Raw genomic sequence first — 14,440 nt, forward strand, 5'->3', positions numbered from 1 at the left:
ATAGTTTTTACTTTCTGATATATGAAAGATGCGGTGAAGTAAAACATTCCACAAGCCATTTTAAAAAATAATTGAAAAAGTTTAAAGTACTACTTCCAGAATGGCATAAATAGGAATGTCTTTTCCTGCTTTTAGCTCCACATGATCGTTTGTTACTGCCCAAACGGTTGTTTCTACAGCACAGGTGCCTTCAGTGGTTTCAAACACAATTCGCACTTTTTGCTTGTAATCGTTTCCTAATGCCATTGCACCATCGAGTAAAATTTTTCGTCTTACACGATCAATTTCATTTGATAGCACTTCGTGCTGAACAAAATGGTAGTCAGATAAATCTTCTTTAGCAATGATGGTGAGTTCCATATTGAGTGATTTTTGATGTATCAGCGTTTTAGCGGCATATAAAAGTAGGCATTTATTCTAATATGTTCAATAAATTTTCAAAACGGCCATTTTTCCTGATTTTCCGGCCAACCAGACCTGTTTTTGTGAAGGTGTTGCACTGATGGTATAAAATGGTAAAATTTGATTTTCAATGTTTTTAATGTCTTTAATGTGATGCCGACTGTCAATTAAATACGTGCCGTTATGCCCGGTTACAATGATGTAGTTGTCTTTTTTTGTTTTTATTGTTTTAGCGCATGATACAAAAGCACCTTCCGGAAGTTTTATAGGTTGCCATGTTTTGCCACCATTGTTTGTCTGATACAAGGTTGGAGTAGTGTCTGATTGCAGATAGTTGCCTCCGCCAATTAAACCATTTGTCTTGTTTTCAAAATACATGGTGAAAATTCCTGTCATGGTACTGCCACTAAGCATAGGGGTGTTTTGTGGAAGGAATGATGCACCATCATTATCAGAGGTAAAAAGTCTTGAGGTGCTGCCACCGGTTGCAAAAATCAGTGTGTTTTGTTGCCAAAACAAGTTGGTATTGCTTGCGGCAAAACATCCTTCACCATTTTCTGCCGGCACAGTTACTTTAACCTCTTGCCATTTGTTGCCGCCATCGGTTGTTTTAATAATCATAAAATGCCCGTCAATGGGGTCGCTTATGGCAATGCCATGCAAAGAATCTTTAAAGGTCATGCTGTCAAAAAAAATTCCCTTGCTGAAATTGCTGTAAACACGTTGCCACTTGTTGCCATAGTTGTTGGTTCGGAAAAGATATGCCGGTGAGTCAATGCTCAATAACAATACCGTTGAATCATTTAATGCAGCCATTGACCGGAACTCAGGATATTTTCCATCAACGGCTATGGAGTCTATATACCAGTTGTTGCCACCATCTTTTGTGAAACCCCAAACACCTCTGTTTGCTGCAAACCACACTACACTGTCATTTATTGCCTGCATTGTGCGAATGCTTACCTGAACGGGTAATTGAATCGTTTTTAATTCTACCTGTTGTGCCTGCATTGATAGTGTAAAACATAAGCACCACAGTATGTGAAATATTTTTTGCATATTGTTTCAAATATAGTTGTTTTTGAATAGCCTGAATATTTTTACCACTCTTTAACTTTTTTGACTCACAGCTAATAACTTAAAAAAATAAAAATGCTGTTGCCAAACAAAGCAATTGCAAGACCGGCTATATTGCAGGCATCAGATTGTTTGTAATATAATCATGGCTGAGAACTTTAACCGTACCATAGCACACATGGACCTCGACTGTTTTTTTGTGTCGGTTTCGCGGCTGCTGCATCCGGAGTTGAACAACAAACCCGTTATTGTGGGTGGTGGTGAGCGTGGCGTAGTGGCAGCATGCAGTTACGAAACACGAAAATTTGGTGTGCACTCTGCCATGCCCATTAAGCAGGCAAAGCGCCTGTGTCCGGAAGCTATTATTGTTCGGGGCGACTATGATGCCTACAGCAAGCATTCTGATATGGTGAATGAAATTATTTGCGAAAGTGTGCCCTTGTATGAGCGCAGCAGTATTGACGAGTTTTATATGGACCTTACCGGCATGGATCGGTTCTTTGGCTGCTACAAACATGCTACAGAGCTTAGGCAACGCATCATGCGCGAAACAGGGCTGCCTATTTCTTTTGGTATGAGTGCCAACAAAACCGTAAGTAAAATTGCTACCGATGAAGCAAAGCCCAACAATCAGATGCAGGTGAACTGTGGCGAAGAGAAATTTTTTTTAGCTCCGCTGTCGGTACGAAAAATTCCTATGGTGGGCGAAAAGACCTACACACTGCTGCGCAGCATGGGTGTAGAGAAAGTAAAAACCGTACAGGAAATGCCTGTAGAACTGATGGAGCGTGTGCTGGGCGAAAACGGAACTACCATCTGGAAAAAGGCCAACGGCATTGACACCACACCCGTTGAGCCATATCATGAGCAGAAGAGCATGAGCACAGAAGAAACTTTTGAGCAGGACACTATTGACGTGCAGCGTCTGCAACACATCCTCATTGCCATGACGGAGAAACTATGCTTCCGCCTGCGCAGCGAGCATAAGGTCACCTCCTGCGTTGCTGTGAAAATACGCTACAGCAATTTCGACACACATACCATGCAATGCCGTATTCCCTACACCGGCTGCGACCACATCATCATCAAACATGTTAAAGATTTGTTCGGCAAACTGTTTAACCGCAGACTGCTCATTCGTCTGGTGGGCGTAAAGTTCAGCCACCTGGTGGGGGGCGGACATCAAATCAATCTGTTTGAAGACAGCGAAGAAATCATCAACCTCTATCAGGCTATGGACAACCTGCGCCTGCGCTTTGGCGAAGACAAAATTCAACGTGCCGCTGCTATGAATTTTTCGCTGCGCGGATTTAATCCGTTTAATGGATTGAGTAAAACACCGGAAAGCAAATAAAATCCGGAAGCGTGTTAAATAGTAAGAAGGGTGAATTAATTAGCTCAAATGTAAACATTCTGTTTACACGCATTTATCTTTTTTAAAAATAGCTTACCGAATAAAAAGATTATATTACAACCGTACAAATGATTGTAATGTAAGCATTGTTTTTGCTGTAATCAAACCCATCGTCTGTTTTTAAATAAATGTTGTTATCTCACCATGCACCTTTGTTGCCACACCTGCTTTTCTTTTAAGTACGGCATTTTCGACCCGGAAGTGCTGCTGCAAACAGCTGCACAAAAAGGCTTAGGCTCCTTGGCTATTACTGACATCAACAATACATCAGGCGTTGCTGATTTTTTTCGTATGGCTTCGCACTATAACATTCATCCTGTTGCCGGCATTGATTTCAGAAATGGCATGAATCAAGTATTTACCGGTATTGCCCGAAACAACGAAGGCTTTCATGAGTTGAACCGCTTTTTAACGCATCATTTAAACTCCGGTGAGCCTTTTCCGCAGCGTGCTCCTGCTTTTGAAAATGTGTTTGTAGTTTACTCCTGCTCACAATGGTCAACTGCTGACGAAAGCAATCAGCTCCTCAGTCATGAATTTATTGGAATACGACCGGAAGATTTGCTGCGGTTTGATTTTTCGTCAAAACAAAAAAACCTACATCAGTCAGTGGCTTTTGCTCCTGCTACATTTCGCCACAAAACAGACTTTAACACACACCGGCTGCTGCGGGCTATTGCCAACAATACCTTGCTGAGTAAGTTGCCTCAGACAGAACAGGCACCACAGCAGGAGGTAATGTATTCGGCTGACGAGATGCAACATATTTACAGGCACTACCCTCAGTTGCTTGCCAGGGCATCACAGCTTTTGGAACAATGTTATATTGATTTTGAATTTGGAAAAAACAAAAACAAAAAATATTTTTTGGGCAGTGCCAAACGTGATCATCACAAACTGATGAGCCTTTGTTATGAGGGCTTAAGTTATCGCTACCCAAATACTGACGACACCATTATTGACCGTTTTGAAAAAGAGATTCAGATGATTGGCGAGCTGGGTTATTCGTCCTACTTTCTCATCAATCACGACATTGTGCGCTATGCACAAAGCAAAAACTATTTTTATGTAGGTCGTGGCAGTGGTGCCAACAGCATGGTAGCCTACCTGCTGCGCATTACCGATGTTGACCCCATAGACCTCGACTTGTACTTCGAGCGGTTTATCAATCCGCAGCGCACCAGCCCTCCCGACTTCGACATTGATTTCAGCTGGAACGAACGCGATGATGTGATTGACTACATCTTTAACCGCAGCACTTTTGGCAGAGAGCATGTTGCCTTGCTGGCTACCTACAGCACCTTTCAGCGCGATGCAGCCATACGCGAGCTGGGAAAAGTTTTTGGGTTGCCCAAGGCAGAGATAGATTCTTTTTTTGAGCATGGCAATGAAAAAAAAGACCCTATCAGCCGTTTGGTTTTGCAGTATGCACAGCGCATCATAGACCTGCCTGCACACCTGAGCATTCATGCAGGAGGTATTCTCATCTCAGAAAAACCAATGACATATTACACTGCTTTAGACAATCCGCCCAAAGGATTTCCGCTTACACAGTTCAGCATGCTCGAAGCTGAAGATCTAGGCCTTTATAAATTTGATATCCTGTCGCAGCGTGGACTGGGAAAAGTAAAAGATGCTGTAATCATCATAGAGCAAAACCAAAAAATCAAAGTGGATATACACAACATCAAACGGTTTAAGGAAGATGAGGCTGTGAGACATAATCTTGAACAGGCAAACCTGATGGGATGTTTTTATGTGGAAAGCCCTGCCATGCGTATGTTGCTAAAGAAGCTAAAAGCAAAAACATATCTCGACTTAGTGGCCGCCAGTTCGATCATTCGTCCCGGGGTGGCACAAAGCGGCATGATGCGCGAATACATTATGCGGTTTCATGACATAAGCCGCAGAACCTACATACATCCGATGATGGAGGAGTTGATGCGCGAAACTTTTGGTGTGATGGTTTATCAGGAAGATGTGATTAAGGTAGCACATTATTTTGCAGGACTTACACTTACTGAGGCCGACATGCTGCGCAGAGGTATGAGTGGCAAATACCGTGGCCGTGCAGAGTTTGAGAAAGTGAAAGATGCTTTTTTTAAAGGCTGCGCACAAAAGGGACATGCGCCCGGCACTACTGCTGAGGTGTGGCGGCAGATTGAATCGTTTGCCGGATATGCCTTCAGCAAGGGGCACTCTGCCTCTTATGCCGTAGAGAGCTATCAGTGTATGTTTTTAAAGACGTATTTTCCACTTGAGTATATGGTGGCATGTATCAACAACGGTGGAGGGTTTTACGCAGCTGAGTTTTATGTGCATGAGGCCCGCCTGAACGGAGGCATTATTCTTGGCACCCGATGTAAACCACAGTGCTTATGAAACCACCATCAGCGGAAAAAATATTTATCTCGGATTTCATTTGGTGGGTGAGCTGGAAACAAAAACCGTTGAAAATATTTTGAAGGCAAGAACACAGGAAGGCTCTTTTACTTCGCTGGCAGGTTTTATGCAACGGGTAGAAATTTCATTGGAGCAGTTGCGGCTGCTCATACGCATAAATGCTTTACGTTTTACGGGCAGAACCAAGCAGCAATTGCTATGGGACATTCACGAAATTATTGGTCATGAGAAAAAAACCTGTACGGCAAGGCAATTATTTGAAGCCGAACAACAGCACTTTACACTACCCGAACTTCATAGCAGCCAAACAGACGACACCTGGGATGAAATAGAAATGCTGGGCTTTCCGTTATGCTCGCCATTTGAGTTGCTCACGGCAGAGCCGCTCCTATGCAATGAAATAAATTTTGTTGCACTGGCTTCGGAGTTGCCGCAGCATTGTGGCAGAACCGTTGCTATTGCAGGTTATTTTGTGACACGCAAACCCACACGCACCAAGCATGGACAGCCCATGGCGTTTGGTACTTTTTTAGACCACAACGGACAGTGGATTGACACCACACACTTTCCTAACGTAGTGAAGCAATATCCTTTTCGCGGAAAGGGTTGCTACCGCATCACCGGAAAGGTGGTGCAGGAGTTTGGTTTTTACAGCATAGATGTCACCTCCCTGAGTTTGTTGCCCTACAAAATAAGGTTTGCCGATGCTGTCGGCAATTGACCCCTAGAGTTCCCATCTTTGTGTGGACAAAAAAGATAAGCCCCTGTAGATTAATTTTAACGCATGAAAAGAGAAAGAACAACTTACAGCCGGGAGCTTAGAATCAAAGCTGTAGAACTAAGTGGAATTCCAAACCTCTTCTGAATTGATATGTAGGCTTAGATTTACAGTGATAAAATAAAACCTTTGTTACCGAACCAAATTTATTTTGTTACTGACAGGCAATAGTTTAACAGCGTGTTTTTGCACATTACGATGGTTTTGAAAATGTGCAGTATGCTGAAAAACAGAGATATATACCATGCCTTAGGTTTGTTAAAAACCTTTATATTTGCCGCTCTTAAAAAAATACCGAAAAAATCAATTATTCATGCAAAGTAAAGGCGCAATTAAATTTTTAGCCATTCTGGTATCCATCATCTGTCTGTTTCAGTTGTCGTTTACCATAGTAACAAACCGTATTGAAAGCAAGGCACATGAGGCAACTAATGGCAACCCCGAAGCATACAAAGCCTATATTGACTCTATCAGTCAGTTAACAGCTTATAATCTTGGCTTTAAAAAATACACCTATCAGGAATGTAAGGAACGTGAAATCAACCTGGGTCTTGACCTAAAGGGAGGTATGAACGTAACGATGGAAGTGAGCGTTACTGACCTGATTCGCAACATGGCCAACAACCCTAACGATCCAATGCTGGTAAAAGCTTTAGATGATGCACATCAGGCTCAGCGAACCAGTCAGAAAGGTTTGGTGCAACTGTTTGGTGAAGCTTTTGAGCGTAACAATCCGGGAGCCAAACTTGCTGCACTATACAGCACTATGGATTTGCAGAACAGAGTAAACTTCAACTCTACAAATGCCGAAGTAGTTAAAGTTATACAATCAGAAGCTGATGCTGCCATCAGTCGCACCTACAATATTCTTCGCACACGTATTGATAAATTCGGTGTAACACAACCCAACATTCAGCAATTGGGTGGCGGTCGTATATTGATTGAACTACCAGGAGTAAAAGAGCCTGATCGTGTGCGTAAACTGCTACAAGGAACTGCACAGCTTGAGTTTTGGGAAACCTATGATAATGCAGAAATATTTCCACAGTTAGAAGCAGTAAATAAGAAACTTGCTGCACTTGAAACACCTGTACCAACAGATTCTACTGCAAAATCAGATACAACTGTTGCTGCTACCGGTGATTCTTTAACTGCCGCTGCAGATACCGGTGCAATGAAAAAACCTGCACTACTCAGCAAATTAGAGAGCGATACAGCTGCTGCAAAAGACACTTCTTCCAGTGCACAGTTTGCAAAATTCTCTAAAGAGAACCCATTGTTTGCACTGCTTACTCCGGCAATTTTTACCAATGCACAAAACCAAAGCGAATACCGCAAAGGTCCGGTAGTAGGTTATGCTGCTATTAAAGACACCGGTAAGCTGCGTGAAATTCTGGAACGCCCCGAAATAAAAAATATTCTTCCACGCGATTTGCGTTTGTTATGGACAGCCAAGCCACCTACAAAAGAATCTAAGTTTTTAGAGTTAGTTGCCATTAAAGTAAAAAGCCGCGATGGCAAAGCACCAATGGACGGCTCTGTAATTACAGATGCCCGACAGGATTTTGGACAGTTTAACAGCTCACCGGAAATTTCTATGTCAATGAATCCTGAAGGTGCTAAGACCTGGAAAAGACTTACAGGCGAAAACGTTGGAAAGAGTATTGCTATTGTTCTTGATAATTATGTTTATTCTTTCCCGAATGTACAGGGAGAAATTGCAGGTGGTCGTTCTTCCATCACCGGAAACTTCGAAATCTCAGAAGCACAGGATTTGGCTAACATTCTAAAGGCAGGTAAACTTCCTGCTCCGGCACGAATTGTTGAAGAAGCCATTGTGGGTCCATCACTTGGTGAAGAGGCTATCCAAAACAGTTGGATGTCTTTTGCCGGTGCATTTGTAGTGATTCTGTTGTTTATGGGATTCTATTATATGCGTGCAGGTTGGGTAGCCAACATTGCATTGTTTGCCAACATTTTCTTTATCATGGGAGTGCTTGCATCGTTAGGTGCTGTTCTTACACTTCCGGGTATTGCGGGTATCGTCCTCACCATAGGTCTTTCTGTGGATGCCAACATTCTTATTTTTGAGCGTGTACGCGAAGAGTTAAAAGCAGGTAAAGGAATAAGGCTTGCTGTTTCTGATGGTTTTAAACATGCCATGCCTTCCATCCTTGACTCAAACATCACATTGCTCATTTTGGGTATAGTACTTTATATATTCGGTTCTGGACCGGTGCAAGGATTTGCTACTACATTGGTAATAGGTGTACTCACATCATTATTTTCTGCGGTGTTGCTTTCAAGACTCATTTTTGAAGGGATGCTTGATAAAAACAAGCCTATTTCTTTCGGTAATGAGTTCTCTAATAATATTTACAAAAACATTCACTTCAACTTTGTTGACAACAGAAAGAAATATTATATCCTATCCTCAATTGTCATCATTGCAGGTATCGTTTCTTTCGCAATAAAAGGATTGAATTACGGTGTTGATTTTGAAGGTGGACGCACCTACACCATTCAGATGGATAAAAGTCTTTCTACAGAAGACATCAGAATGGCATTGGAGCCTCAGTTGGTTGAAGCACCTGAAGTAAAATCAGTAGGTACTACAGATCGTTTTAAAATTACAACAGCCTATCTTATTCACGATACAGCATCCAATGTGGAGAATGTTATCGTTGACAAACTTTATAAAGGGTTGACACCACTTTATGGAACAGCACCTGATTTTGAAACTTTCAAAACAAAAAATATTATTTCATCTCAAAAAGTAGGACCAACTATTGCAGATGATATAAAGCAAAGCGCAGTTTGGGCTGTTTTGATTTCATGTGCCCTGATGTTCGTTTACATCTTTATCCGATTCAAAAAATGGCAATATGGACTTGGTGCTGTGGTTGCATTGTTCCATGATGTGTTAATTGTATTGTCATTCTTTACATTGCTCTCAGGTATTATTCCTGTAGCACTTGAAATAGATCAGCACTTTATTGCAGCTATCCTGACGGTAATGGGTTACACAATGACAGAGTCTGTAGTTGTATTTGACCGTATCCGCGAATATCTCGGACATCATCATACTGCCGATGATAAGCAAATTATTAACGAAGCATTGAATGCCACCTTAAGCCGAACCATCAACACTACATTAACTGTTTTCTTTGTATTGATTGTAATCTTTATTTTCGGTGGAGAAGTAATACGCAGCTTCATTTTTGCACTTCTCATCGGACGTATCATCGGAACTTATTCTTCACTCTGTATTTCAACACCAATTGTAATTGACCTTGGTGGAAATGCACATGAAGGGGTAGCGAAAAAATAATTTCTTAGAATAATTTAACTGGAAATGGCTGTCTAGAAAGGACAGCCATTTTTATTTCTTTTTAGGAATAATGATCGTTTCAATTAGAATGTATCTTGTTATTAAAATACGCGATTGTTTTTCTTGTGGGAATAAAAATACCGGTAGTTTAACAGTGTCATTTTTTTTAGTTAACCATTCTACACCTTTCCGGTTTCGGAATATTGCTTTTTTACCAAGTGTGTCGCAATAAAATAGGAAGCAAGTGCACCTATGCAAAATACTACTAAAAAGACGCTGATAAAATCGGTAACTTGCATTTGAACCGGATAGGCTTCCACAACAAACGAATCGGCATTACCTAATTTGATGAGATGAAAATGTTGTTGCATAAAACAAATGATGCCACCGGCAAACAAACCGCCAACCACACCCACAAGGGTAATTAAAATGCCCTCCATGAAAAATATTTTTTTAACCATTGTGAAACCGGCACCCAAATTTTTAAGAATAATAATATCTTTCTTTTTCTCTATCACAAGCATGGTTAGTGTTCCCAGAATATTAAAAATTCCGATGACCATAATAAAAGAGAGAATAAGAAAAACAGCCCATTTCTCTGAACTCAGAATTTTGTATAGAAACTCATGTTGTTGAACACGGTTCTTAACAGAAAAGTCATTTCCGGTAATTTCCTTTATTTTCTGAATTATGGCAGCTTCATCAACACCGGGTTTGAGCATAATCTCCATTGCTGATGCTTTCCCTTCTGCATCAATAAACTCCTGAACAAAAGACCTTGGTGCTAAAATATATTTAGAATCAAAATCCTGTTGAATGGCAAAAATTCCACCAACGGTAATGTTCATCTGTCTTAATGAATTTTCAACGTCACTTGGTGAAGTAAAATTTTTGTCAGGGAGATAAAGCATCAGAGGCTCATTGGTCGTGTTCATGTTTACAGAGAGTGCATAGGCAACACCACTTCCAATAATGGCAAAGTTGCGTTCACCGCTTTTCAGAATCGGCAAACCGGTAATCACGGCTTTGCTAAGTCCGTTTTTTTTCATCAGCTCGCTGTCCATGCCTTTTAATGTAACAATGTCTTGTTTTTCTCCATATCGGGCAAGGCAGTTTTCCTCTATGGTAAAAGCGGCATACTGAATTCCGTTTATTGCATTAATCGTTTCAAGATTAATGGCGTCTGTATTAAAAGTTTTTCCTTTTACAGCTGTAATTTTAATGTCAGGGTCGAAGGTGTCGTAAAGTGAAATTACCAGATTACCAAATCCGTTGAATACACTTAATACCACAATCAATGCCATAGTGCCTGTAAACACACCGGCAATAGAAACCAGACTAACCAAATTGACAATGTTATGCGATTTCTTGCCTATGAGGTAACGCGATGCTATTTTGATAATCAGATTCATGCTTGTGGGCTAAAGTCAGCAAGTTTAATCACTTTTACAACAACGATTTAAATTTGTCTGTACTTTTTAAAACCTTAGCATTGTGTTAATAGGCTATAACAAGGCTAAATAGTATCTTCGCTGCCTCAAATTTGTAATGTGATGAAAAAACTCCACATGGTTGACCTGATTAGTCAATATCAAAAAATAAAACCTGAAGTTGATAAAGCTATTTCTGACACAGTTACTTCATCGGCCTACATAAACGGACCTGAGGTTAAAGCTTTTCAGGCAGAGCTGGAAAAATATTTGAGTGTAGGTCATGTAATAAATTGTGCAAATGGAACAGATGCTTTGCAGATAGCCATGATGGCACTCAATCTTCAACCCGGTGATGAAGTGATAACAGCAAGTTTTACTTATGTGGCTACGGCAGAAGTAATAGCATTACTAAAATTAAAACCTGTTTTAGTGGAAGTTATTCCCGGTACATTCTCAATAGATCCGGCAGCTATCGAAAAAGCCATCACACCAAAAACAAAAGCAATTGTTCCGGTGCATTTATTTGGTCAATGTGCCGATATGGAACCCATTATGAAAATTGCTGCTAAGCACAAGCTTTACGTAATTGAAGATGTGGCACAAGCCATTGGTGCAGATTACACTTTCTCTGATGGCAGAAAACAAAAAGCCGGTACAATAGGAACCATTGGCTGCACTTCATTTTTTCCGAGTAAAAATTTAGGTTGTATGGGCGATGGCGGAGCACTTTTTACCAATGATGATACTCTGGCAAAGAAAATAAGAATGATTGCTAACCATGGTCAGTCTGTTCAGTATGTACATGATGAAATTGGTGTAAATTCAAGACTTGACAGTATTCAGGCAGCAATTTTAAGAGTAAAATTAAAACATCTTGACAGTTATGCTGCCGCACGACAAAAAGCAGCAGCATATTATGATAAGGCATTTAATGGCAATTCAAAAATAACAACACCCGAAAGAAGTAAAAACTCTACTCACGTTTTTCATCAATATACCTTGGTGCTTAATGGCGTTAACCGTGATGAGTTAAGGCAATATCTGGCAGAGAAGGAAATTCCGGCCATGATTTATTATCCTATTCCATTGCATATGCAAAAGGCTTATAAAGATGAACGTTATAAAGAAGGACAGTTTCCGGTAACAGAAAAACTTTGTGCTAATGTATTGTCATTACCAATGCATACGGAATTAGATGAAGAGCAATTGGAATATATTACGCGAGCAGTACTTGAATTTTGTAAATAGAAAATAGTTTTATCCGAATAGAATTTTAATATGAACATTGGAGTTGTAGGTACAGGTTATGTAGGTTTAGTTACCGGAACTTGTTTTGCCGAAATGGGCAATCATGTAGTTTGTGTAGATATAGATCAGGCAAAGGTTGATAGTATGAAACAAGGAAAAATTCCAATCTATGAACCACATCTTGATGTATTGTTCGAAAGAAATATCAGACAAAATCGTTTGTCGTTTACCACGCAGCTTGCAGATGCAGTTAAACATTCATCAATTATATTTCTTGCATTGCCCACGCCTCCCGGTGAAGATGGCTCTGCCGATTTATCCTATGTGCTTGGTGTTGCCGACCAATTAGGAAAAATGCTTGAAGGCTATAAAATAATCATTAACAAAAGCACCGTGCCTGTTGGTACTGCCGAAGCAGTAAGAGATGCAATAGCAAAAAATTATAAAGGAGAATTTGATGTCATCTCAAATCCTGAATTTTTGCGCGAAGGATTTGCAGTGGATGATTTTATGAAACCCGATCGTGTAGTTATCGGAACACGTTCAGAGAAAGCAAAGAAAGTTATGGGAGAGCTTTATGCTCCGTTTCTGCGTCAGGGAAATCCAATATATTTTATGGACGAGCGCAGTGCAGAATTAACAAAGTATGCAGCCAACTCATTTCTGGCAACAAAAATTACTTTTATGAATGAGGTTGCCAATCTTTGCGAAAAAGTAGGAGCCAATGTAGATGCAGTGCGTATAGGCATAGGCTCTGACGACAGAATAGGAAAACGGTTTTTGTTTGCCGGTATTGGATATGGTGGAAGTTGTTTCCCAAAAGATGTGCAGGCATTGGAACATACCTCAGGAAAGTATGGATATGACTTTAGTATTTTGCAATCGGTGATGACTGTAAACAACAAACAAAAAATGTTGCTTGCAGAAAAAGTATTGGAATATTATGGGGGCAATGTAAAAGGTAAACGTTTTGCGTTATGGGGTCTTGCATTTAAGCCCGACACCGATGATATTCGCGAAGCACCATCACTATATATTATTGACTTGCTTACAAAAGCAGGTGCCACAATAAGAGCATTCGACCCGGAGGCAATGGACAATGTAAAAAAACAGATTGGAGATAAAATTGAGTTTGCTAATGATGAGTACCATGCATTAGAAGGTGCCGATGCTTTGTTGATAGCTACAGAATGGAGTGCCTTCAGAACACCTGATTTTGATAAAATGCAATCAACGCTAAAAGGTAAAGTAATTTTTGACGGACGCAATTTGTACGAGCCGCAAAAGATGCAGGAAGCAGGTTATTATTACAATAGCATTGGCCGTCAAACGGTAAAACCATGACAAAAAGAATATTAATTACCGGTGCAGCCGGATTTTTAGGATCACACCTATGCGACCGTTTCATTCGCGAAGGTTATCATGTTGTTGGAATGGACAACTTAATCACCGGTGATTTAAACAATATTGCACATCTCTTTAAACTGCGTGAGTTCGATTTTTACCATCACGATGTTTCCAAGTTTGTGCATGTACCCGGTAAGATAGATTATATTCTGCATTTTGCATCACCTGCATCACCGATAGACTATCTTAAAATTCCTATTCAGACATTAAAAGTAGGCTCTTTAGGAACGCATAATTTACTTGGATTTGCATTAGCAAAAAAAGCACGCATATTAGTGGCCAGTACTTCTGAAGTTTATGGTGACCCATTGGTGCATCCACAAAGTGAAGACTATTGGGGAAATGTAAACCCTATTGGGCCGCGTGGTGTGTATGACGAAGCCAAAAGATTTCAGGAAGCCATAACCATGGCCTATCATACCTATCATAAATTAGAAACACGTATTGTAAGAATTTTTAACACCTATGGACCTCGTATGCGTCTGAATGATGGCCGTGCATTACCTGCATTTGTTGGTCAGGCATTGCGTGGTGAAGATCTTACCGTTTTTGGTGATGGCAGTCAGTCGCGCTCGTTTTGTTATGTTGACGATTTGATAGAAGGTATCTTCCGTTTGCTGCACAGCGATTATTCACAACCCGTTAATATTGGTAACCCTGTGGAGATAACTATAAAGCAATTTGCCGAAGAGATTATCAAACTTACAGGCACCACACAAAAAATAGTCTATAAACCATTGCCACAGGATGATCCTAAACAAAGACAGCCTGATATTACACGTGCTAAAGAAATATTGGGATGGACACCTAAGGTCTCGCGTGAAGAAGGTTTAAAGATTACTTACGAATATTTTAAGTCGCTGCCATCGGAAGAACTAAACAAATCAGCACACCGCTTTAGTTGATTTTTTTTAACATTCAATAGTGACAAAGGGCTAATTTCAATG

Annotated in this window: 10 protein-coding genes; 7 read left to right on the forward strand and 3 right to left on the reverse strand. The window is 40.5% G+C overall.

The genetic code is table 11. The features are described from left to right. Positions 1 to 81: 81 nt before the first annotated feature. Together V9G42_03865 and V9G42_03870 are read right to left on the reverse strand one after the other, a co-directional pair. Positions 82 to 360 (reverse strand): hypothetical protein, encoded by a 279-nt coding sequence (locus tag V9G42_03865; protein MEI2758555.1) that lies wholly within the window; start codon positions 358 to 360, stop codon positions 82 to 84. A 66-nt stretch (positions 361 to 426) separates the two neighbouring features. Continuing rightward, positions 427 to 1,461 carry a hypothetical protein gene (locus V9G42_03870; protein ID MEI2758556.1) on the reverse strand — a complete coding sequence of 345 codons (1,035 nt, stop codon included), beginning with the start codon at positions 1,459 to 1,461 and terminating at the stop codon, positions 427 to 429. A gap of 163 nt (positions 1,462 to 1,624) precedes the next feature. Here V9G42_03870 and dinB point away from each other — a divergent pair, with 163 nt between their 5' ends. From dinB to secDF, 4 genes are all read left to right on the forward strand, one after another. After that, complete coding sequence (dinB, locus tag V9G42_03875; protein ID MEI2758557.1) at positions 1,625 to 2,833, forward strand: DNA polymerase IV; 1,209 nt, start codon at positions 1,625 to 1,627, stop codon at positions 2,831 to 2,833. A gap of 261 nt (positions 2,834 to 3,094) precedes the next feature. Beyond that, positions 3,095 to 5,275 (forward strand): PHP domain-containing protein, encoded by a 2,181-nt coding sequence (locus tag V9G42_03880; GenBank protein MEI2758558.1) that lies wholly within the window; start codon positions 3,095 to 3,097, stop codon positions 5,273 to 5,275. Beyond that, entirely contained in the window at positions 5,244 to 6,017 is a 774-nt protein-coding gene (locus V9G42_03885) for a hypothetical protein (GenBank protein ID MEI2758559.1), read from the forward strand. Before V9G42_03880 ends, V9G42_03885 begins: the two co-directional genes overlap by 32 nt. 370 nt (positions 6,018 to 6,387) lie before the next feature. Continuing rightward, positions 6,388 to 9,405, forward strand: coding sequence for a protein translocase subunit SecDF (gene secDF / locus V9G42_03890; protein ID MEI2758560.1), 3,018 nt, complete (start codon positions 6,388 to 6,390; stop codon positions 9,403 to 9,405). Positions 9,406 to 9,584: 179 nt separating this feature from the next. Here secDF and V9G42_03895 read toward each other — a convergent pair whose 3' ends face one another. Next, a complete protein-coding gene (locus V9G42_03895; GenBank protein ID MEI2758561.1) occupies positions 9,585 to 10,817 on the reverse strand; it encodes an FtsX-like permease family protein in 1,233 nt (410 codons plus the stop codon). 141 nt (positions 10,818 to 10,958) lie between these two features. Here V9G42_03895 and V9G42_03900 point away from each other — a divergent pair, with 141 nt between their 5' ends. Genes V9G42_03900 through V9G42_03910 form a run of 3 tightly spaced genes read left to right on the forward strand, consistent with a single transcriptional unit; the run spans position 10,959 to position 14,398 of the window. Continuing rightward, positions 10,959 to 12,086, forward strand: a complete 1,128-nt coding sequence (locus V9G42_03900) for a DegT/DnrJ/EryC1/StrS family aminotransferase (protein MEI2758562.1) — start codon at positions 10,959 to 10,961, stop codon at positions 12,084 to 12,086. A 30-nt stretch (positions 12,087 to 12,116) separates the two neighbouring features. Further along, positions 12,117 to 13,430 (forward strand): UDP-glucose/GDP-mannose dehydrogenase family protein, encoded by a 1,314-nt coding sequence (locus V9G42_03905; protein ID MEI2758563.1) that lies wholly within the window; start codon positions 12,117 to 12,119, stop codon positions 13,428 to 13,430. Beyond that, positions 13,427 to 14,398: a UDP-glucuronic acid decarboxylase family protein gene (locus tag V9G42_03910; protein ID MEI2758564.1), complete on the forward strand. Its 972-nt coding sequence runs from the start codon at positions 13,427 to 13,429 to the stop codon at positions 14,396 to 14,398. Before V9G42_03905 ends, V9G42_03910 begins: the two co-directional genes overlap by 4 nt. Positions 14,399 to 14,440: the final 42 nt, after the last annotated feature.

Source organism: Bacteroidia bacterium (genome assembly GCA_037045145.1).
In the GTDB taxonomy this organism is placed as follows: Bacteria; Bacteroidota; Bacteroidia; order AKYH767-A; family OLB10; genus OLB10.

Coding starts and splice junctions, on each gene's coding strand:
- secDF (MEI2758560.1), top strand. CDS start 6,388: ATGCAAAGTAAAGGCGCAATTAAATTTTTAGCCATTCTGGTATCCATC.
- V9G42_03905 (MEI2758563.1), top strand. CDS start 12,117: ATGAACATTGGAGTTGTAGGTACAGGTTATGTAGGTTTAGTTACCGGA.
- V9G42_03865 (MEI2758555.1), bottom strand. CDS start 360: ATGGAACTCACCATCATTGCTAAAGAAGATTTATCTGACTACCATTTT.
- V9G42_03870 (MEI2758556.1), bottom strand. CDS start 1,461: ATGCAAAAAATATTTCACATACTGTGGTGCTTATGTTTTACACTATCA.
- V9G42_03910 (MEI2758564.1), top strand. CDS start 13,427: ATGACAAAAAGAATATTAATTACCGGTGCAGCCGGATTTTTAGGATCA.
- V9G42_03895 (MEI2758561.1), bottom strand. CDS start 10,817: ATGAATCTGATTATCAAAATAGCATCGCGTTACCTCATAGGCAAGAAA.
- V9G42_03900 (MEI2758562.1), top strand. CDS start 10,959: ATGAAAAAACTCCACATGGTTGACCTGATTAGTCAATATCAAAAAATA.
- dinB (MEI2758557.1), top strand. CDS start 1,625: ATGGCTGAGAACTTTAACCGTACCATAGCACACATGGACCTCGACTGT.